Genomic DNA, 19,812 nt, shown 5'->3' with positions numbered 1-19,812 from the left:
CGGGCCGGGCTCAGTCCGCGTCGGTGACCGGGTCCGGGTCGGCCGGCGGGATCACCGGCAGCAGGACCCGGTCGACCGCGGCCCAGGGCTCGACGGCCGGTGCCTCGGCACCGGCCGGGCAGACCCGCCGGTAGTCGCACCAGGTGCAGAGGCTGCCCGGACTGGTCGGGAAGGCCTCGTCGGGGTCGGCGCCGTCGGTCACCGCCCGTTCGGCCTCGACGATGTCCCGGGCGGTCGCCTCGGCCCGGTGCAGCTGCCGGGCCAGCGAGTCCTCGGTGTGGTCGTGGCCGACCACCGTGCCGGTCGGCAGGTGGTGCAGCTCCACCCGCCGGCACGGGCGCCGGAAGACCCGCTCGGCCGCGTACGCGTAGAGGGCCAGCGCCTGCGAGCCGCGCGCGTCGTCCCGGTCCTGCCCGGCGCGGCCGGTCTTGTAGTCGACGATCACCAACTCCGGGCCGTCCGGTCCGGGACGGGAGTCGATCCGGTCGGCGCGCCCGTTGAACGCCAGCACCGAGGTCTTCACCGCGACCACCCGCTCCACGCCGAGCGGTTCGTCGGCCGGGTCGAGCGTCCCGACGTAGGTCTCCAGCCACTCCAGCGCGCGCCGGAAGGCCGTGCGTTCCTGGTCGTCGTCGCGGTAGCCCTCGCCGACCCAGGTGCCCTTGAGCAGGGTGGGCAGCGCCTGCGGATGCCGCTTGCCGGGCGGCAGCGCGTACCAGCCGCGCAACGCGTTGTGCACGCTGGCGCCGAGCGAGTTGTGCGCCCAAGGCCCACCGCGCGGCGGCGCCGGTCGGTCGACATAGGAGTAGCGGTAACGCCGGGGGCAGTCCGCGTAGGCGGCGAGTTTGCTCGGTGTGCAGACGAACAACCGCTCCGGCATGCCCTCGAAGCCGAGCTGCTCCGGCTGGTCGGCCCGGGGGCGCGGGGTCCGGCCGCCGGTCGGGGCGGAGCGTCCGGCGGTGGGCGGGCGGCCGCCCGCTGGTGGTCGTCGCACGCCCAGATCCTGCCATCCCGGTCCGACACCGGCGCGCCGGCCGCGCGGGATCAGGCCCGGTGGGCGTAGACGTTGACGAAGGCCGCCAGCGCGTCCGCGATGAGCTGGACCGCGATCGCGGCGAGCAGCAGACCCGCGATCCGGGTCAGCACCTCGATGCCGCCCGGCCGCAGGATCCGCACGATGGCGCCGGAGAACCGCAGCACGATCCAGACGGCGATCATCACGGCGACGATCGCGGCGGCGATCTGCGCGTAGGCGCCGGACGTGTGCGCGCGCTGCACGAAGAGCATGGTCGCGACGATGGCACCGGGGCCGGCCAGCAGCGGCGTACCGAGCGGCACCAGGGCGATGTTGGCGGTGGCCTGCTGGTCGGGGTCGTCCGCCTTGCCGGTCAGCAGTTCCAGGGCGACCAGGATCAGCAGCAGGCCACCGGCCGCCTGCAGCGCCGGCAGGGTCACGTGCAGGTATGCCAGCAGGGTCTGGCCGGCGACCGCGAAGACCACGATCACCCCGAGGGCGAGCGCCACGGCCTGCCAGGCGGCCCGGTTCCGTTCCCGGGCCGGCAGCGGACCGGTCAGGGCGAGGAAGATCGGCATCATGCCGGGAGGATCGGTGATGACCAACAGGGTCACGAAGACCTCGCCGAACAGTGTCAGATCCACCCGGTCACGGTAGCGGCGAGGCGGATCCGGTTCACGCCGAAGCGACCGGCGTCACCCCGCTGGCCAGGCCGATCAGCCGCTCGTACACCTCCGGCGCGGTGCCGAACGCGCCCAGCCGGACCCGTTTGTTGCCGCCGTGGAAGTCCGACGATCCGGTGACCAGCAGCCCCAGCTCGGCGGCCAACGCCCGGACGTGCGCGCGTTCGGCCGGCGAGTGGTCCTCGTGATCGGCCTCCAGACCGGCCAGCCCGGCGGCGGCCAGCTCGACGATCAGGCGGTCCGGGACGACCGGACCCCGCCGGCTGGCCCGCGGATGCGCGAAGACCGGCACGCCGCCCGCGCGGCGGACCAGCTCGACCGCCCGGAAGACGTCGATGTCCTCCTTGGGCAGCCGGTACCGCTCCCCCAGCCAGCGGGCGGTGAACGCCTCGGCGGTGCTGGTCACCAGCCCGGCGCGGATCAACGCCTGGGCGATGTGCGGCCGGCCGACCGTGCCACCGGCCGCCCGGGCCCGGATGTCCGCCCAGTCGACGTCGACGCCGTCGGCGCGCAGCAGCTCGACGATCCGTTCCCCGCGCACCTCCCGGGCCGCCCGGACCCGGGCCAGTTCGGCCCGCAGCTCCGCCTCGTCCGGGTCGAACAGGTACGCCAGCAGGTGCAACGCGACGGCCGGTTGCCCGCCGTACCAGCGGCAGGACAGTTCGGCGCCGCGGATCAACGTGAGGCCGGGTGGCAGCGCCGCCACCGCGGGTGCCCAGCCGGACGTGGTGTCGTGATCGGTGATCGCCAGCACGTCGAGGCCGGTACCGGCCGCGGCGCGGACCAGTTCGGCCGGGCTGAGTGTGCCGTCGCTGGCGGTCGAGTGGGTGTGCAGGTCGATCCCGGCGGCCGGCGGACCGCCGTCGTCCGGGTCGTGCCGGAGAGGGCTCACCGGCCGACGGTACCCGGCCCGACCCGCCGCCACCGTGCCGGATCCCGCCGCCGGCGGCCGGGCGGGACGGGACCGGCGGTCAGCGGGTGTCGGCGACCAGCACCACCGGGTCCCCGGCCCGGGCGTTCGGGACCGGGAACCGCTCGACGCCCTCGCCGCCGGCGGCGATCCGGTCGGCCGCCACCCGGACCAGCTCCGCCGGCCCGCCGAGGTAGGTCAGCGAGCCCGCGTCGGTCCAGACCGGATCCCCGGTCAGCGCCGGTCCGGCCGGCCGCGCGCCGGTCGGCCGGTCGAAGACGGTGGCCAGGTCGACCACCAGGCAGGAGCCGGGCCCGGCCGTCGGGGTGCCGGCCGGGTGCTCGGCGTCGGCGACCAGCCACCTGCCGTCCGGGGAGATCGCGCCGCGGGCGTCCCCGCCCAGCGGGGCGCCGCAGGCGGTACGCAACGGGGCCAGTGCCCGGTTGACGTCCAGCACCGCCAGGCAGGGGCGGGCCGGCTGCCCGGCCGAGACCAGCCCGAGCAGGCCCCGGTTCTCCGGCAGTTGGCCGTACACGCCGAGCGCGTCGGGGTTCCACGACCAGGTCGGCGGGGTGGGCTCGGCGGGCCACCACAGGCCGTAGCCGCCGCCCTGGGCCTCGGCCCGGCGCAACAGGACCGCGACACCGACGAAGCCGGCCGGTTCGGCCCCGGGCGGCGCGGGGACGTCCGTACTGCTGCTGAACGTGCCGCCGGAGAGGGTGCCGACCGACAACGTACCGCCGGCCCGCCAGCTGACCCGCTGCCCGTCGGACGCCACGGTGACCGCGTCGATGTCGGTGAGGACCGGCACCGGGCGGGCGGTCGCGGTGACGTACCAGAGGCCGGCGGTGCCGGGTCGCGGCCGGGTGATCACCAGCCACCCGACCGGCGCCCGCCGGACGGTGGCGACCGGACCCACGGCGGACAGGTCGACCCGGCCGCCGGCCGTGGTGTGCAGGGTGGCGCCGACCACCACGTCGACCGCCGGGGGTCCGTCCGGCGCGGTCGGCCCCGGGGTGGGTCCGTCCGGCACGGGTACGTCGGCGGAGGCGGTCGGGTCGACGAACGGGTCGCCGATGACGGGGATCCCCGGGCCGGTGAGCTGCCCGGCGAACACGCTCACCACGGCCGTCGCCACGGCGGCCAGGGCGACCCCGGTGCCGGTACGCAGCCGCTGGGCGCGCCGACCCCGGGAGATCACGGCACCGGCCCGGTCCGCGGCCGGCGCGGGCGGCGCGGCCACCTGCCGGGACATCGAGTCCCGCAGCGCGCGCTGCAGCTCTTCCGGGGTCACGGTCTAGTAACGCGCGGGCGTGGCCTACGGGTTGTCATCGTCTCAGCCTCCGTCCCCGCGGTCGGGCACCGGCAGCCGGGACGGGCCCCCGGCAGGTGGTGCGGACACCGCGGCCGCCACCGGTACGCCACGGCCGGTCGAGCGGTCGGCACCGGGCACCGGTCCCGGGGCGGCCGGACGCAGGCTACCGTCCGGCGCCGCGGTCCCCCCGGCCGGCGCGACCACGATCGGGTCGGGGGTGGCGGGCGGGCGCGCGGCCGGCGCGGCCACGATCGGGTCGGGGGTGGCGGGCGGGCGCGCGCCGCGCCCGGACCCGCCGGGGGACCGGCCCGGCGGGCCCGCGGTGCGGGGCGAGGACGCCGCCTCGGCGGTCGACTCGACGCCCATCCGGCGCCGCAGCGTTTGCAAGGCGCGGGAGGTCTGGCTCTTCACCGTGCCGGTCGAGATGCCGAGCAGGTCGGCCGTCTGCGCCTCGGACAGGTCCTCGTAGAAGCGCAGCACCAGCACGGCCCGCTGGCGCAGCGGGAGGGTCTGGACGTGCCGCCAGAGCGCGTCCCGCTCCAACTGCTCCTCGATCTGGTCCGGGGCGCTGCGCTCGGGCAACACCTCGGTCGGGCGTTCGCCGTGCCAGCGGCGACGCCACCAGCTCGTGGCCGTGTTGACCAGCACCCGCCGGGCGTACGGCTCGACCGCCTCGATGCCACCGAGCCGCTTCCAGGCCAGGTACGTCTTGGTGAGGGCGGTCTGCAACAGGTCCTCGGCGGTGGCCCAGTCCCCGGCGAGCAGGTAGGCGGTGCGCAGCAGGGCGGCGGAGCGGGCCGCGACGAACTCGCGGAACTCCTCCTCCAGGCTGTCCCTGGCCGCCAACCGCCGCCTCCCCGTAGCCGTGTCACCGTCACGGGCGTCTCCGCCCGTCCCCGACACTTCATGGCGACAAGCTTCCCGGCCATCCGATGTTCGGTCAGAAAGCGTCAGGCTCCGTCGTCGGCCTTGGCCTCGTCGGCCTCCTTGCCCAGCCGGGCCTCGACGGCCTGCGGCTCGTACATCTCCTCGACGACCCGCAGGTAGAGCTCGTTGGGGTTGGGCAGGTGCTTGACCTCGCGGAGTGCCTGCTCCTGACCGGCCGACTCCAGGACGAAGGTGCCGTAGTTCAGGGTCCGGCCGAGCGGCGACTGCTCGTACTTCATGTCGGTCACCCGAAGCAGGGGCATCATCGCCACCTGCCGGGTGATGATGCCGTTGACCACCATCACCCGCTTGTTCGTGAGGATGAACCGGTCGTAATACCAGTCCGCGACCCGCCAGGCCACCCAGCCGATGACGGCGAACCAGAGGATCACGGCGACCGTGGTCAGCGCGCCGACGTTCTGGCCGGCCAGGAAGCCGGCCAGGTAACCGAGCACGAAGGTGGCCAGGATGCCGACCAGCAGCGGGGTGGCCAGGTGGATCCAGTGCCGCTTCCACTCGCCCCGGTAACGCTCGGTCGGGAAGAGGTAGCGGGCCACCAGCGGGGTCGGCTCGTCCTCCAGCGGCAGCACCCGGCGGGTGCCGAGCGGCATCCCGGACGCGTCCACCCGCAGGCCGGCCAGCTCGTCCTCGGAGAACTCGGGCTGCCGGTAGCCCTCCGGGTCGTCCGCCCACGGCCGCCGAGGCTCCTCCCGGCCGAAGCCGGCGCTCTCGGCGTAGGACGGACCGTCCGAATAGGCGGGACCGGTGCCGAAGGCGGGACCGTCGTCAGGACGGTCCCGCGGAATCGGCTCGGTGTCCCGCTCCCGGCGACGCCATTCGTCGTCGTCGGGATCGGGCGGCGGACCGGGCGGGCTGCTCATCGGTCAGGCGACGAGGCTGCTGAAGAAGTCGCCGAAGCCCGAGGCGATGTCCATCAGGCCACCACCGAGTGACTTGAAGACGTCCGCGGCGGAGTTGGGTCGGAACGCGATGAAGAAAATGAGAAAGGCGATCCCGAGCCAGGTGAGAACCTTTTTGACCATGGCGGGCCTTCCCTCCGCGCGGCGCCGGAGCCCGTGCCGCGTCACTACCGAGAGTGTCAGTCGGACTTCTATGGGTGAACAGAGTATGTGTCCACTCCGGCTACATGGCAAGCCCGTTCAGGCCATGCCGTGCAGGTATGGAGATGGCGCGCCGTACACGAGCTCGGGCGGCAACCACTCGGTCAGGTCGTGCAGCACGACGTCTTCCGCGAGGAGGTAGCCCGCACTCGCCGGCCAGGTTATCGCATAGAGCCACATTCCCCGAGCTTCGCCGACGTACGCGCTGCGGTCTGTCGGTGATTTTACCGACCACAGTGGAGTGGGGTGGCCGCCGGCGCGGACCTTGGCGTGCGGTGCGTGCTCGGCGTGTCCGGACGGTGCCTCGGACATCGCGTCGGAGAGCAGGTCACCCGGGTCGGGACCGGGGATGCCGGCGAACCGGGTGCCGAGTCCGACCCCCGGCTCCTCGGCGACCAGAACCAGGTCGGCCGGTCCCCCGCCGAGCGGCGCGGGACCACTGCACGCCACCGCTGTCGCCCGGACCCCGGAGCGGTCGTCGCCGGCCCGGGCCACGCCGGTCATCGTCCAACCGGGCGGCAGCGGCCACGGGCACCACAACGGCACCGGCGGCCGGTCGACCGCGGCGATCCGGGCCGCGACGCTCTCCACGATCTCGGGTCCGACATGCCCGGCGACGTGCAGCGGCGGCACCGGACCGCACTGCTCGCACCGCCACTGCGCGTGCATCAGGTCCGGCGCTCGCACCGACCCGCCGCACCGCGGACAGGTCACCTCGACGCTCACAGACATACAGTCCACGGGTCGTCCGGCACAGTCAAGCGAACCGGCCTTTTCGGTCAACTTCCGGCGCGTCCGGTCATCCTCCGGGTGACGGCGGCGGCCCGTCCGGCGGCGCCGGGACGGCGTGGGCGCGGATCCAGGCGTGCATCGCTATCCCGCTCGCCACGCCGGCGTTGATGGATCGGGTCGAGCCGTACTGGGCGATCGAGAAGACCTGGTCGCAGGCGGCCCGGGCCGGTTCGGACAGGCCCGGGCCCTCCTGGCCGAAGAGCAGGACGCAGCGCCGCGGCAGGGTCGCCGTCTCCATCGGCCGGGAGCCGGGGAGATTGTCGATGCCGACGATCGGCAACTGCCCGGCGCGCGCCCAACCGACGAAGTCCTCGATCGTCTCGTGGTGCCGGACGTGCTGGTACCGGTCGGTCACCATCGCACCCCGGCGGTTCCACCGGCGCCGGCCGACGATGTGTACCTCGGCCGCGAGGAACGCGTTGGCGTTGCGGACCACCGTGCCGATGTTCAGGTCGTGCTGCCAGTTCTCGATCGCCACGTGGAATCCGTGCCGCCGGCGGTCCAGATCGGCGACGATCGCCTCCCGGCGCCAGTAGCGGTACCGGTCGACGACGTTGCGCCGGTCGCCCTGGGCGAGCAGTTCCGGGTCGAACCGCGGATCGCCGGGCGGTTCCCCGGGCCAGGGTCCGACGCCCACCTCGACCTGCTCACCGTCCACGAACTGGCAGGGTACGGGTCCGCACCGGCCGGCGGCGACCGAGGCCCCGGGGTGGGTGGTCCGGGGGTTCAGCCGAGGCGCAGGGCGCGGCCGAGCTCGCGGAGGAACCGCCGCTGCTCGGCACCCGTACCGTCCGGGTCGGGTCCGTCGCCGGCGGCCCGGCAGACCCGCGCGGCCACGGTCTGCACCCACTGCCGGTAGGCGGCCGAATCGGCCGGGTCGACCCGGCCCGCCAGGATCCGGGTCGCCGACCGGCAGGCCACCAGGACCTCGGTACGGCGGGTGGTCGGATCGTCGTCACCGGCCGGGACCCACCCGTCGTCGGACTCGGCGTAGATCGCGGCCACCACCGAGCGGACGAGGTCGCAGTCGTTGGCCCGGCCGGCGGCGATGCCGTCCAGGCCCGCCAGTCCCTCGATCACGGTACGGCCGGGGTCACCGGGTGCCACCGAGGTCGTCGCGACGATCACCCGGCCGGGTAGCCGGACCAGCAGTCGCCACTGCGGCGGTGACCAGGTGGCCGCGGTCAGCGCGCCGGAACGGCGGGCAGAAGGCGAGGGCTCTGCGGGCACGGACCGGCGCATGGTGACCTCCCGGGGCCAGCATATGCCCGCGGGCGCCGGGCGCACCGGCTCGCGGCGGTACGGGGGGTGTGGCCCGCGACCGGGGGTGTGGGCCGCACCGGAAAAACGGGGCCGGACGCAATGAGCGGCGGGGCCCTCCCCGGCACCCGCCGCCCACGCTCTGATGGGAAGGATTCTGCCGCACGCCTGACCCCGCCGGAAGGGACGGATCAGAGACAGAGGTCACAGTTATCAATTCGTTACACTACTGAACGTGAAGTAATGATCTCGTTGTAACTGATCGTGACAGCATTGTTTGCCCTAGTCGCGGGCTAAGTTACCGACTGGTAGCCGCCTCTCGCCCAGGTCACGATGGGATCGCTCCCATCACGGATGGTATCGACGATTACGTCGCGTTGCGTAACCACTCGGCAGCATTCGGCAGGGACCACCATCAATTCCGCGCGCCCGGCCGACGACTGTCGGCGTGGCGTTTGCCGCCTCCCCCGTCGGGAATTCCCCGGAATAGGGAAGAGTTCTTCCTGACGTACGCACAACACCGGTGATCGGAGAGATCGATGGCAACGGTTGAGCTGACCACGGCCAACTTTGACGAGGTGACCGGCCGGGACGGCATCGTTCTGGTGGACTTCTGGGCCAGTTGGTGCGGCCCGTGCCTGAAGTTCGCTCCGACCTACGAGCGTTCGTCGGAGAAGCACCAGGACATCGTCTTCGGCAAGGTCGACACCGAGGCCCAGCAGGAGATCGCGGCGAAGTTCGACATCCGGTCGATCCCGACCATCATGGCGGTGCGGGACGGCGTGATCGTCTTCGCCCAGCCGGGCGCCCTGCCCGAGTCCGCCCTGGAGTCGCTCATCGAGCAGGTCCAGGCGCTGGACATGAACGACGTACGGCAGCAGTTGGCCGGCCACCAGCACTGAGCCCGCCGCCGCCCGTTGGCCCGGCGCCCGACCTGGGTGCCGGGGCCGAAGCGCGTACCGGCGGGTCGACTTGCCAGCGGGTCGTACGTGTGTTCGAATGACCCGCATGCGCTGGGAGAGACTGTCGGCTCCCCCCGACGGGATCGTCCCGGACGGGCCAGCGCCAGCGGCACCACCCCTGCCGCTGGCGCTGCCCGACGCGGTGGTGCGCACCTTCGACACGCCCGGCTTCGCCGGGATGACGTTCTACGAGGTGCGCGCCAAATCGATCATCAACAAGGTGCCCGGCACGTCGCGGGTCCCGTTCCAGTGGACGATCAACCCGTACCGCGGCTGCACTCATGCATGCCAATATTGCTACGCAAGAAAGAGTCACACCTACCTGGACCTGGACGCCGGGCGGGACTTCGACAGCAAGGTGGTCGTCAAGGTCAACGCCGGTGAGCTGGTCCGCCGGGAGCTGGCCGCGCCGAGGTGGCGGGGCGCGCACATCGCCATGGGCACCAACGTGGACTGCTACCAGCGGGCCGAGGGTCGATATCGCCTGATGCCGCAGATCATCGCGGCGCTGCGGGACTTCGCCAACCCGTTCTCGATCCTGACCAAGGGCACCCTGATCCTGCGCGACCTCGACCTGCTCCGCGCGGCCGCCCGGGTCACCCGGGTCGGGGTGTCGTTCTCGGTCGGCTTCGTCGACGAGGCGGTCTGGCGTGGCGTCGAGTCCGGCGCGCCGAGCCCGCGTCGCCGGCTGGACGCGGTCCGGGCCTTCGCCGACGCGGGTTTCGAGGTCGGCGTGCTGATGGCGCCGATCCTGCCCGGTCTCACCGACACCGAGGAGTCGATCGACCGGACGGTCGCCGCGATCGCCGCCGCCGGGGCGGCCGGTGTGACGCCGCTGCCCCTGCACCTGCGGCCGGGCGCCCGGGAGTGGTACGCGGCCTGGCTGGCCCGCGAGCACCCCCGCCTCGTGCCGCGCCACCGGGAACTGTTCCGGTCCGGTTCGTACTCGCCGAAGGAGTACCAGCGCGAGGTCACCGCCCGGGTCCGGCTGGCCGCCCGACGGTACGGCCTGCACCGGGCCGAGTCGGGCGAGGCCCGCCAGGTGCCGGATGCGCCGCCGGAGCCACAACAGTTGACGCTGCTCTGAGCCAGGGTCCGCCCGTTCCGGATACCGCTGCGAGCCGACCCGGCCGCGATAGGGTCGGGTGATGCGAGACGCCCGTCAGATCCTCGCCGAGTCCGCCGTCATCGCCGTGGTCGGTGCCTCCCGTGATCCCGGCAAGGCCGCGCACTCCGTACCGGCGCAGATGCAGCGACACGGCTGGCGGATCGTCCCGGTCAACCCGGTGGCCGACGAGTTGTTCGGCGAGCCGGTCTACCGGTCGCTCGCCGACATCCCGCACCCGGTCGACCTGGTCGACGTGTTCCGGCCGGCGGAGGACGCCGTGGCGGTGGTCCGGGAGGCGATCGCGATCGGCGCGCCGGCGGTCTGGCTGCAACTGGGGATCGTGTCGCCCGAGGCCCGGCGACTGGCCGAGGAGGCCGGCATCGACTACGTCGAGAACCGCTGCCTGGTGATCGAGCGGGCCGCCGCCGACCTGACCCGCCGCGGACGCTGAGGCCGGTCGTTCAGAGCTTGTACCGCTTGAGCAGGTGCGGGTCGACGATGCCGCGCCAGGTCCCGGCTCCGGAAAGTCGATTCCGGGTTCTGCCTACCGACGAGTAACTGAACGTTCGGTAAGTAGCGGTCCGCCCGGCCGGCCAAGGCGACGTGTGCACCGATCCGCTGTGAAAAGGTTCACCGGCCGGTAGCGTCCGAACCATGAGCCACGGGCCGACGGGCGAACCGCAGGATCCCCACCAGCCGCCGCCCCCGCACGGGTCGTCCGCTGGCGGCGGACCGGGCGAGCCCGGGTACGGCCAGCCGCCCGGCGATCCGGCCAACCCGTACGGTCAGTACGGCCAGCACAATCCCTCCGGCCAGTACGGCGATCAGAGCCCGTACGGCCAACCGGGCCCGTACGGCCAGCCCGGCCCACACGCCCAGCCCGGCCAACCGGGGCAGCCCGGCCCGTACGGGTCGTACCCGCCGGGCGGTCCCGGCCAGCAGCAGCCGAGCACGAACGTGCTGGCGATCCTGTCCCTGGTCTTCGCGTTCGTCTTCGCCCCGGCCGGGATCGTGCTCGGCCACCTGGCCAAGAAGCAGATCCGGGAGCGGCACGAGCCGGGTGAGCAGGTGGCCCAGTGGGGGCTGGTGCTCAGCTACATCTTCACCGCGCTCTACCTGATCGGTTGCTGCGCCTGGATCGGCATCGTGGTGTGGGCCGGCAACAACAACACGTACTGACGAGGGCCGGGGCGTCAGCGGAACTCGGCCTCCCGGACGCTGTTGCCGCCGTCCACCACCAGCATCTGCCCGGTGATGTACGAGGCCGCCGGCGAGCAGAGGAAGCTGATCGCGGCGGCCACCTCGTCCGGCGTACCGGGGCGGCCGACCGGCGTGCCGAGGCCCTGCTTGAGTTCGGCCATGGTGGACGCCGCCGTGTAGATCGTGCCCGGCGCCACCGCGTTCACCGTCACGCCGTCGGCGACCATCTCCATCGCCAGCGCCCGGGTCAGACCGATCACGCCGGCCTTGGCCGCGGCGTAGGCCGCCTCGGTCGGCAGGGCGTTGACCGGCCCCGCGGTGGCCGACAGGTTGACGATCCGGCCCCAGCCGCGCTCGGCCATCCCGCCGATGAACGCCCGGCTGCACAGGAAGGCCGTGGTGAGGTTGCGGTCGATCTCGGACCGCCACTCGTCGTACGACAACTGGGCCACCGGGCGGAGCACCTCGGGACTGGCCCGGCTGGCCAGTCCGGCGTTGTTGACCAGCACCTCGACCTCGTCCAGCTGCTCGGCGACGGCGTCGGCCAACGCGCCGACCTCCGACTCGTCGGTCAGGTCGGCGACGAAGCCGGTCACGCCGAGTTCGCTCGCCCGTTCGTGGATCCGGCGGGTGGTGGAGACGATGGCCACCCGGGCGCCCAGGTCACGCAACCGGCGGGCGGTGGCGTAGCCGATCCCGTCCGGACTGCCCGCGCCGGTGACCAGCGCGACCCGGCCGTCCAGCCGCAGGGTGACCGGCTCGGTCATCGGCATCGGCTGGTCCACGTCGGTGGAGTCCGCGCTCATCGGGGTGCTCCGGCTGCGCCGAGCCAGGCCGGGCCGACTGATGTCCCGTCGGCTCCGGCCACCAGACCGGTCCGAAGCACGCGAATCGAATACCATGCCGCGATCCTGCCCGGTCAGCCTCGCCGGGGCAACGCGGCGCCCGGCGGCCGGGGTCACGGCGTTGGCCCCCGATGGCTACCCTGGCGGCGCGCCCTCGACGGATCAGTACGGAGTGAACCCGATGACCAGTCCGCACCAGCCCGGCGGTTGGACCGACCCCTCGTGGTCCACCGAGCCGCCCACCACCCCCTTGTCCAACCCCGGCCAGGCCAGCGGCGTGCCCGGCCAGGCCGGCGGCGTTCCCGGCCAGCCCGGCAGCGGGGCGGGTTACCCGAGCAGTGGTGCCGGTTACCCCGGCGGCGGCGCCGGGCAGCCGGTGAGCGGCCAGCCGTTCCCGGCCGCCCCGCCGCCGGCCGCCCCGCCGGCTCCGACGCAGAGCTACCCGGCACCGGGCTACGCCGAGCCGGCCTACCCGGGCGCGGAACAGCCGGCCTACCCGGTGACGGGACAACCCACCTACCCGGGGGACGAGCAGCCGGCGTACCCCGGGGGCGGGCAGCCGGCGTACCCGGGGGTGGGTTATCCCGGCTACGGGTACGCCCCGGCGCCGCAGACCAACGGCCTGGCGATCGCCGCGATGGTGGTCGCCATCATCGGCGCCGTCGGTCTGTGCGGCTACGGCCTCGGCGGGTACCTCGGTGCGATCGGCGCGATCCTCGGACACGTCGCCCAGCGCAAGATCCGGGAATCCGGCGAGCAGGGTGAGGGAATGGCCAAGGCCGGCATCATCGTCGGCTGGATCGCCACCGGCCTCGCCGTGCTGGCCACCCTCGTCATCGTCGGTCTGATCGTCTGGGCGGCCACCTCGTCCTCGTCGAACAGCGGCTACTGACCGGGCCGCACCCACCCGTCCCGGCCGAAGGAGAGCATCCGGTGGACACCCCGGAAACCAACACACCACCCGGCGGCGAGCTGGTCCCCCCGCCGCCCGGCTGGCAGCAGCCCGGGTACGGCTATCCGCCGTACCCGGTCCGCCGGACCAACGGCATGGCGATCGCCGCCCTGGTGGTCGGGGTGGTCAGCCTGTTCAGCTGTCAACTGATCGGCATCGTGGCGATCGTCCTGGGCAACAAGGCCCGGGCCGAGATCCGCGCCAGCGGTGAGGACGGCGACGGTCTGGCGCAGGCCGGGGTGATCGTGGGTTGGTGCGCGGTCGGCCTGGCCGCCCTGTTCATCCTGCTGTTCGTCGGCTACTTCGGGTTCCTCGCGGTGATGTTCGGGACCGTCGCGTCGACCGGGGCGGGTGCGAACTGACCTCAGCCGGCCGGCGGGGTGCAGCCAGCATCTTGACGCTGGAACCCGGCACCGCGAGGCAGGACCTGCGGGGCGACGACGACCACGCGCGGTCGCAGTGACGCCACGGTAACCTCACGTCATGACCGCGGAGAACCGAGCTGTGGAGGATGTCACCGCCCCCCGCCAGGTGGTGGTCACCGGCGCCAGTTCCGGCATCGGCCTGGCCGCGGCAGTCGAGCTGGCCCGGGGTGGCGACCGGGTCGCCCTGGTCGGGCGGGACCCGGCCCGACTCACGGCGGCCGGCGATCGGGTACGCGAGGCGAGCGGCCGGGCTCCCGAGCTGTTCCGGGCTGACTTCGCGGTGCTCGACGACGTACGCCGGCTCGCCGAACACCTGCGCGACCGGTACGAGCGGATCGACGTACTGGCCAACAACGCGGGCGCCCTGGTGCTGCACCCGGTCACCACGGTGGACGGCTTCGAGCTGACCATGCAGGCCAACCACCTGGCTCCGTTCCTGCTGACGAACCTGCTGGCCGACCGCCTGGGGCGGGTGGTCAACACCGCGTCGGCGGCGCACCGGTCCGGCGCCCTCGACCCGGACGACCTGTCCGGGCAGTTGTCCGCCTACCGGCCCTTCCGGGCGTACGGGACCAGCAAGCAGGCCAACATCCTGTTCACCGCCGAGGCGGCGCGCCGGTGGCCCGAACTGCCGTCGTACTGCTTCCATCCGGGCGTGGTGCGGACCCGGTTCGCCAACGAGAGCCGGTTCATCGCGGTCGGGATGAAGGTGGGCCTGCTGTTCATGCGTACCCCGGAACGTGGTGCGCGGACGCTGGTGTGGTTGGCCCGGCAGGACCCCGCGACGCTGACCAGCGGCGGTTACCACATCGACTGCCGGCTCCGGCGAGCGTTGCCGAAGGCCACCGACGCCGGGGTCGCGGCCCGGTTGTGGAAGACCAGCGCCGAGGCCGTCGGCCTCGGCTGACCGGGGCCGGCCTGGCGGGCGTGGCTCAGTCCGGCAGCGGGCCGGCTTCGGGCGGAGCGGCGACCGGCTGCGCGCGCCGGGCGGCCCGGCCACCGGCGAGGATGACGACGGCCACCCCGACCAGCAGCAGGGCCAACCCGGGCAGCGCCGCCGGGCGGGGCAGCTGGCCGAGCCAGGCCCAGGCGATCAGGGCGGCGCCGGGCGCCTCCAGCAGGATCAGCACGCTGACCGTGGTCGCCGAGATCCGGTGCAGCGCGTAGTTGAGCAGCGAGTGCCCGAGCAGTTGGGCACCCACCACCAGGCCGCCGATGGCGAGCCAGGTGGTCGGTGGGAACCCGGTCAGCCGTACCCCGCCCAGCAGGCAGACCAGCAGCAGCAGCAGCGCGCAGACGCCGTAGCAGATCGTCGTGTACGAGACGGTGCTGACCGCGCTGCGGGCCCGTTCACCGAACGACGTGTAGACCGCCGCGGCCATCGCGCCGAGCACGGCGAGCAGGTCGCCGAGCACCGCCCGACCGGACCCGCCGAAGTCCGCCCCGGTGGCCAGCACCGCCCCGACGACCGCGACGCCGATGCCGAGCCAGACCGGGCCGGGCAGCCGACGGCCCTGACCGAGCACGATCAGCCCCTGCCACACCGGCTGGGTGGCGACCAACGCGGTGGCGGTGGCCACCGAGGTCAGCTTGGTGCTGGGCATCCAGGTGGCGAAGTGCACCGCGAGCGCGACGCCGGCCAGCAGGCAGTACCCGCCTTCCCGGCGGCCCGCGCCGCGGACCAGGTGCCGCAGTTCGGTCCGGCGGCGCAGCACCGAGACCGGGCCGAGCAGGACCACCGCCAGGGCGTTGCGCCAGAACGCCACCGCCAGCGCCGACGCGGCGGCGAAGGCGACCAGTGGCCCGGACGAGGAGACCGCCACGAGGGCCAGCGCGACCGCCCCGGTGGTCAGCGGGTCGACTGGGGAAGACTGGCCCGGAATGGAGTAGCGGCGCGACACGGGAGAGTATCCTTCCAGCCCGTTCCGAGCGGTTTGGGAGCGCGGCTGGATTTAAGATCATCCGACCCCGTCCCGGGGCCATCCCACCCCTTTTCGGAAGGCCACTGCGCCATGCCCGCCTACCGCGCGGTCCTGTTCGACTTCTTCGGCACCCTCACCCGGGCGGTCCGCCGTGGGCCCGGCCACCGGGCCGTCGCCGAGGCGCTCGGCTGTGACCCGGCCGTCCTGGTCGACGTCCTGGACCGGTCGTACTACCCGCGGGCCGGCGGCGCCCTCGGCGACGCGGAGGCGACCCTGCGCTGGGTCGCCGGCCAGGCCGGGACCCGGCCGTCCGAGGCCGGGGTGCGGGCCGCCCGGCTGGCCCGGGAGCGGGCGGTGGCGGCCGACATCCGGCTGCGCCCGGACGCCGTCGCGGTGCTGCGCCGGCTGCGCCACCTCGGCGTACGCACCGCCGTGGTCAGCGACTGCACGCACGAGTTGCCGCTGCTGCTGCCGACCCTGCCGATCGCGCCCCTGCTGGACGCCCGGGTGTTCTCGGTCGAGGTACGCCGCTGCAAGCCGGATCCGGAGATCTTCCTGACCGCCTGCCGGCGCCTCGACGTCGACCCGGCCGACTGCCTGTACGTCGGGGACGGCGGCAGCCGGGAACTTTCCGGCGCCGCGGGCGCCGGCCTGCACCCGGTCCGGCTGGCGGCCGCCGACCTCGCCGGGCACCTGGTCTTCGACCCCGAACCGGACTGGTCCGGACCGGTCGTGAAAACCCTGGCCGAGGTGCCGGCGCTGGTCGCGGGCGGCGGATCGGGTGCCCCGGCACCTGCTGCCGGACGCCCCGGTACGGCAGGATGGGCACGTGACCGAGCAGCCCACCGACCGGACCACCACCCCGCTGCTGGACGAGGCCCTGAAGAAGGCCGCCGTGGCCTGGGTGAGCGTCGCCGACGGGCCGGCGTACGCGGTGTGGTGCCTGTCCCACGGCGACGCGCTGTACGTGGTGAGCGGCCCGGGTGAGCAGTCCGCCCCGGGACTGGCCGACGCCCGCACCGCCCGGGTGACGCTGCGCGGCGACCACGGCGGCCGGATCATCACCTGGTCGGCGGAGGTGACCCGGCTGGACCCCGACGGCCCGGAGTGGACCGAGGTCGCGCCGCTGGTGGCGGCCAAGCGGTTGAACGCCCCCGGCACGGCCGCCGAACTGGTCGGGCGCTGGGCCACCGGGTGCGCCGTCAACCGGCTGGTCCCGGCCGCCGGGCCGGCCACGCACGGGACGGCCCTGCCCGACGGGTCGCTCGCCGAACCGCCCCGGGAGACGCCGGCCACCCGGCGGACCCGGCGCCCGTTCCGGCTGCACCGGGTCCGCCGCCGCTGAGCGGGACGCTCCACGTCCACGGGCCGGAGCCCGGTCGGCCCACCGGGACCGGAGCGCGGCCGGTCAGCCGACGAACGGGGGCACGGCGATCTCGCCCCGGGCGACCGGCACCACCTTGCCGGTCACGGTCGCCCCGACGGCGGTTCCGCCGTTCGCGGTGACGGTGCACTCCAGCAACGACGGGCGGTGGATCTCGGCACCCTGCCGGACCGTGTAGCCGGCCGTACCGTCGGCCGGCAGTAGGCCGGTGGCCACCAGCCACACGCCCAGGCCGAGCGCCGCCGAGCCGGTCGCCGGGTCCTCCGGCACCCCCATGCCCACGCAGAACACCCGGGCGTGGGCGATCCGTCCGGTGGGCTGCCAGGACAGCACGACGACCTGGTCGACCCCGAATCGGCGGGCCGCCGCGACGTCGGGCACCGCGCGGGCCACCGCGTCCGGGCGCACCGACAGGTACGGGAACTCCAGTCCGCACCCGGCGGTCCGGGGCGCCGGACCGGCGAGGTCGTCCGCCGTCAGGCCGGCCGCCGCCAGCAGCGGTCCCGGGTCCAGTTCGGCGCCGAGGGTGGGCGTACCGCCGGTGAGCGTGGCCTGCCCGTCGCCGACGACGATCGGCAACAGGCCCGCGCCGCACTCCTGGACGACCCCCTCCGGCGGGAACAGGCCGCGGCCCACGGCGGTCACCGCCGCGCCGACGCTGGGATGGCCGGCGAACGGCAACTCGCCGTCCACCGTGAAGATCCGGGCCCGGTAGCTGGCACCGGGGCGGGTCGGCGGCAACACGAAAACCGTTTCGGAGAGATTGAACTCCCTGGTCAGGGCCTGCAACTGGGCGGTGCCCAGGGCCTGCGCGCCGAAGACCACGGCGAGCGGGTTGCCGGCGAACGGGCGGTCGGTGAAGACGTCGACGATCTCGTACGACAGGCTCGACATGCTCACCGAGCCTAGGCGCATAGGCTGTCCGCGTGACCACGCCGATCCGGGTGTACATCGCCCGCCTCGCCGGGCTCGCCGTCTTCGACCCGAACGGAGACCTGGTGGGTCGGGTTCGGGACGCCGTGGTCCGGCTGCGGACCACCGGCCTGCCGCCGCAGGTGGTCGGGCTGGTCGCCGAGATGCCGATGCGTCGGCGGATCTTCCTGCCGATCACCCGGGTCACCTCGTTCGACCCGGAGGCGGTGGCGCTCGGCACCGGCACGCTGAACCTGCGACGGTTCTCCAAACGTCCCAACGAGCTACTGGTGCTGGAGGATCTGCTCGACCGGCGGGTCGTCGTCGAACCGGCCGGCGTGTCCGGCGCCGTGGTGGACGTCGCGATGGAGTGCAGCCGTACCGGCGAGTGGTCGTTGAGCCGGGTCGCCGTACGGGAGCACACCCGGCGGCTCACCCGCCGTGGCCACCTGTACCAGGTGGAGTGGGAGAACGTCCGCGGCCTGATCGGCGCGGCGGACATCCGGGGCACGGCGAACCTGCTCGCGGTGCTGCAGGATTTGCGCCCGGCCGATCTGGCCAACGCCCTGCAGGACCTGCCCGACCGGCGGCGGGACGAGGTCGCCGCCGCGCTGGACGACGAACGCCTCGCCGACGTGCTGAGCGAACTGCCGGGACGGGACCAGGTGGAGATCCTCTCCGCGCTGGGCCGGGAACGGGCCGCCGTCGTGCTGGAGGAGATGGACCCGGACGACGCGGCCGACCTGCTCAACGAGTTGCCGCCGCCGGAGCAGGACGTCCTGCTCGACCTGATGGAGCCGGACGAGGCCGATCCGGTCCGACAGCTGATGAAGTACACGCCGGGCACCGCCGGCAGCGTGATGACCTCCGAGCCGATCATCCTGCCGCCGGACGCCACGGTGGCCGAGGCGCTGGCCCGGATCCGGGAACCGCAGCTCTCGCCCGCGGTCGCGGCCCAGGTCTTCGTGGCCCGTGCCCCGCTGGCCACCCCCACCGGTCGCTACCTGGGCATGGTGCACTTCCAGCGGTTGCTGCGGGAGCCACCGGCCGAGCTGCTCGGCGCGGTGGTGGCCAACGACATCGATCCGCTGCAGGCGGCCACCCCGCTGCCGGAGATCACCCGTCGGATGGCCACGTACGACCTGGTCGGCATGCCGGTGGTGGACGCGACGAACCGGCTGGTCGGCGCGGTCACCGTGGACGACGTGCTCGACCAGACCCTGCCCCGGGACTGGCGGGACCGGAACGCGGCCACCGGGAGCACGGCGGGTGGCCCGGCCAGCCCGCGGGACGGGGTGACCGGTGGTTGAGCAGCGCCGGGGTGAGCGCCTCGACCAGCCACAGCAGCCGCACCGGGTGAAGCTGCCCCGATTCGACCCGGAGACGTTCGGTCGCTGGTCGGAGGGGACCGCGCGGTACATGGGCACGGCCAACTTCATCGTCTGGATGACGTTGGTGATCTCGGCCTGGCTGCTGTGGAACACGCTGGCGCCGGCGAGCCTGCGGTTCGACCCGTACACCTTCACGTTCCTGACGCTGCTCCTGTCGCTGCAGGCCTCGTACGCCGCGCCGCTGATCCTGTTGGCGCAGAACCGGCAGGCCGACCGGGACCGGCTCGCCATGGAGGAGGACCGGCGGCGGGCCGCCATGCAGAAGGCGGACACCGAGTACCTGGCCCGGGAGATCGCCGCGCTGCGGATCGCCCTGGGCGAGGTGACGACCCGGGACTTCGTCCGGTCGGAGCTGGCCCGGCTGGCCGAGGAGTTGGACGAGCAGAACCGACGCCGGCAACGCTTGGAGGAACGCCGCCAGCAGGGCCGGAACCGGGTCTCCGACCGGGTCGGCCGGGACGGACCCGGCGGGGAACGGAGCGGCGGGCCGATTCGCGGCGGGGGCGGGCCGGGCGGCGGCGACCCCACCGAGCCGCGCGACGACGTGGACAACGGCTGACCCGACACCGCAGGCGCCTGTACCGTCCGGTCCGGGGACGCGAAAGCGCCGCGCGCCTCAAGGGGCCAGGCGCGCGGCGCTGATAACGATGCTCGCATCCCGACAGGTACGGCGTCCAGCGGCAAATCC

The 19,812-nt window shown here is 73.7% G+C and carries 24 protein-coding genes; 11 read left to right on the top strand and 13 right to left on the bottom strand.

Annotated features, from left to right (window positions below):
• Positions 1-10: 10 nt before the first annotated feature.
• The 10 genes from ACFOX0_RS01730 to ACFOX0_RS01685 form a co-directional block, all read right to left on the bottom strand.
• Positions 11-880 carry a RecB family exonuclease gene (locus tag ACFOX0_RS01730; protein WP_377541870.1) on the bottom strand — a complete coding sequence of 290 codons (870 nt, stop codon included), beginning with the start codon at positions 878-880 and terminating at the stop codon, positions 11-13.
• A 164-nt stretch (positions 881-1,044) separates the two neighbouring features.
• Positions 1,045-1,659 (bottom strand): MarC family protein, encoded by a 615-nt coding sequence (locus tag ACFOX0_RS01725; RefSeq protein WP_377541589.1) that lies wholly within the window; start codon positions 1,657-1,659, stop codon positions 1,045-1,047.
• A 31-nt stretch (positions 1,660-1,690) separates the two neighbouring features.
• Positions 1,691-2,590, bottom strand: a complete 900-nt coding sequence (locus ACFOX0_RS01720) for a PHP domain-containing protein (protein ID WP_377541588.1) — start codon at positions 2,588-2,590, stop codon at positions 1,691-1,693.
• Positions 2,591-2,669: 79 nt separating this feature from the next.
• A complete protein-coding gene (locus tag ACFOX0_RS01715) occupies positions 2,670-3,902 on the bottom strand; it encodes a hypothetical protein (RefSeq protein WP_377541587.1) in 1,233 nt (410 codons plus the stop codon).
• 42 nt (positions 3,903-3,944) lie between these two features.
• On the bottom strand, positions 3,945-4,769 hold the full coding sequence (locus ACFOX0_RS01710) for a SigE family RNA polymerase sigma factor (protein ID WP_377541586.1): 825 nt from the start codon (positions 4,767-4,769) through the stop codon (positions 3,945-3,947).
• A gap of 104 nt (positions 4,770-4,873) precedes the next feature.
• On the bottom strand, positions 4,874-5,731 hold the full coding sequence (locus ACFOX0_RS01705) for a PH domain-containing protein (protein ID WP_377541585.1): 858 nt from the start codon (positions 5,729-5,731) through the stop codon (positions 4,874-4,876).
• 3 nt (positions 5,732-5,734) lie between these two features.
• On the bottom strand, positions 5,735-5,893 hold the full coding sequence (locus tag ACFOX0_RS01700; protein WP_377541584.1) for a hypothetical protein: 159 nt from the start codon (positions 5,891-5,893) through the stop codon (positions 5,735-5,737).
• Between the two features lie 117 nt (positions 5,894-6,010).
• On the bottom strand, positions 6,011-6,703 hold the full coding sequence (locus ACFOX0_RS01695; protein WP_377541583.1) for a DUF6758 family protein: 693 nt from the start codon (positions 6,701-6,703) through the stop codon (positions 6,011-6,013).
• Between the two features lie 67 nt (positions 6,704-6,770).
• Entirely contained in the window at positions 6,771-7,421 is a 651-nt protein-coding gene (locus tag ACFOX0_RS01690) for a TrmH family RNA methyltransferase (RefSeq protein ID WP_377541581.1), read from the bottom strand.
• A 68-nt stretch (positions 7,422-7,489) separates the two neighbouring features.
• On the bottom strand, positions 7,490-8,005 hold the full coding sequence (locus tag ACFOX0_RS01685; RefSeq protein WP_377541580.1) for a hypothetical protein: 516 nt from the start codon (positions 8,003-8,005) through the stop codon (positions 7,490-7,492).
• A gap of 557 nt (positions 8,006-8,562) precedes the next feature.
• Here ACFOX0_RS01685 and trxA point away from each other — a divergent pair.
• The 4 genes from trxA to ACFOX0_RS01665 all read left to right on the top strand — a co-directional run bounded on the left by trxA (position 8,563) and on the right by ACFOX0_RS01665 (position 11,272).
• Entirely contained in the window at positions 8,563-8,925 is a 363-nt protein-coding gene (gene trxA / locus ACFOX0_RS01680; protein ID WP_377541579.1) for a thioredoxin, read from the top strand.
• Positions 8,926-9,031: 106 nt separating this feature from the next.
• Entirely contained in the window at positions 9,032-10,072 is a 1,041-nt protein-coding gene (locus ACFOX0_RS01675) for an Rv2578c family radical SAM protein (RefSeq protein ID WP_377541578.1), read from the top strand.
• Between the two features lie 61 nt (positions 10,073-10,133).
• Entirely contained in the window at positions 10,134-10,544 is a 411-nt protein-coding gene (locus ACFOX0_RS01670) for a CoA-binding protein (RefSeq protein WP_377541577.1), read from the top strand.
• A gap of 203 nt (positions 10,545-10,747) precedes the next feature.
• Positions 10,748-11,272, top strand: coding sequence for a DUF4190 domain-containing protein (locus tag ACFOX0_RS01665; RefSeq protein ID WP_377541576.1), 525 nt, complete (start codon positions 10,748-10,750; stop codon positions 11,270-11,272).
• Between the two features lie 14 nt (positions 11,273-11,286).
• Here ACFOX0_RS01665 and ACFOX0_RS01660 read toward each other — a convergent pair whose 3' ends face one another.
• Positions 11,287-12,126: an SDR family NAD(P)-dependent oxidoreductase gene (locus ACFOX0_RS01660; protein WP_377541868.1), complete on the bottom strand. Its 840-nt coding sequence runs from the start codon at positions 12,124-12,126 to the stop codon at positions 11,287-11,289.
• 193 nt (positions 12,127-12,319) lie between these two features.
• On the opposite strand from ACFOX0_RS01660, the gene ACFOX0_RS01655 reads away from it, so the two are divergent.
• The 3 genes from ACFOX0_RS01655 (at position 12,320) to ACFOX0_RS01645 (ending at position 14,422) form a co-directional block, all read left to right on the top strand.
• Complete coding sequence (locus ACFOX0_RS01655) at positions 12,320-13,030, top strand: DUF4190 domain-containing protein (protein ID WP_377541575.1); 711 nt, start codon at positions 12,320-12,322, stop codon at positions 13,028-13,030.
• A 41-nt stretch (positions 13,031-13,071) separates the two neighbouring features.
• Positions 13,072-13,452, top strand: a complete 381-nt coding sequence (locus tag ACFOX0_RS01650) for a DUF4190 domain-containing protein (protein WP_377541574.1) — start codon at positions 13,072-13,074, stop codon at positions 13,450-13,452.
• Positions 13,453-13,594: 142 nt separating this feature from the next.
• Positions 13,595-14,422 (top strand): SDR family NAD(P)-dependent oxidoreductase, encoded by an 828-nt coding sequence (locus ACFOX0_RS01645; protein WP_377541867.1) that lies wholly within the window; start codon positions 13,595-13,597, stop codon positions 14,420-14,422.
• A 25-nt stretch (positions 14,423-14,447) separates the two neighbouring features.
• On the opposite strand, the gene ACFOX0_RS01640 is transcribed toward ACFOX0_RS01645, so the two are convergent.
• Positions 14,448-15,416: a DMT family transporter gene (locus ACFOX0_RS01640; protein ID WP_377541573.1), complete on the bottom strand. Its 969-nt coding sequence runs from the start codon at positions 15,414-15,416 to the stop codon at positions 14,448-14,450.
• Positions 15,417-15,527: 111 nt separating this feature from the next.
• Between ACFOX0_RS01640 and ACFOX0_RS01635 the strand changes: the two genes are divergently transcribed.
• Both ACFOX0_RS01635 and ACFOX0_RS01630 read left to right on the top strand, forming a co-directional pair.
• A complete protein-coding gene (locus tag ACFOX0_RS01635; protein ID WP_377541572.1) occupies positions 15,528-16,424 on the top strand; it encodes an HAD family hydrolase in 897 nt (298 codons plus the stop codon).
• Complete coding sequence (locus ACFOX0_RS01630; RefSeq protein ID WP_377541866.1) at positions 16,306-16,782, top strand: hypothetical protein; 477 nt, start codon at positions 16,306-16,308, stop codon at positions 16,780-16,782. Before ACFOX0_RS01635 ends, ACFOX0_RS01630 begins: the two co-directional genes overlap by 119 nt.
• 63 nt (positions 16,783-16,845) lie before the next feature.
• On the opposite strand, the gene ACFOX0_RS01625 is transcribed toward ACFOX0_RS01630, so the two are convergent.
• Complete coding sequence (locus tag ACFOX0_RS01625; RefSeq protein WP_377541571.1) at positions 16,846-17,715, bottom strand: PhzF family phenazine biosynthesis protein; 870 nt, start codon at positions 17,713-17,715, stop codon at positions 16,846-16,848.
• Positions 17,716-17,747: 32 nt separating this feature from the next.
• Here ACFOX0_RS01625 and ACFOX0_RS01620 point away from each other — a divergent pair, with 32 nt between their 5' ends.
• Together ACFOX0_RS01620 and ACFOX0_RS01615 are read left to right on the top strand one after the other, a co-directional pair.
• Complete coding sequence (locus tag ACFOX0_RS01620) at positions 17,748-19,043, top strand: magnesium transporter MgtE N-terminal domain-containing protein (RefSeq protein ID WP_377541570.1); 1,296 nt, start codon at positions 17,748-17,750, stop codon at positions 19,041-19,043.
• The gene (locus ACFOX0_RS01615) at positions 19,036-19,683 is read left to right on the top strand and encodes a DUF1003 domain-containing protein (RefSeq protein ID WP_377541569.1); all 648 of its coding nucleotides are present in this window, start codon (positions 19,036-19,038) and stop codon (positions 19,681-19,683) included. Before ACFOX0_RS01620 ends, ACFOX0_RS01615 begins: the two co-directional genes overlap by 8 nt.
• Positions 19,684-19,812: the final 129 nt, after the last annotated feature.

Origin of the sequence: Micromonospora zhanjiangensis (assembly GCF_042650605.1) — a bacterium.
GTDB classification, from domain to species: Bacteria; Actinomycetota; Actinomycetes; order Mycobacteriales; family Micromonosporaceae; genus Micromonospora_J; species Micromonospora_J zhanjiangensis.
The sequence above is the reverse complement of the archived record's forward strand: the minus strand, read 5'-3'. Positions and strand labels throughout refer to the sequence as shown.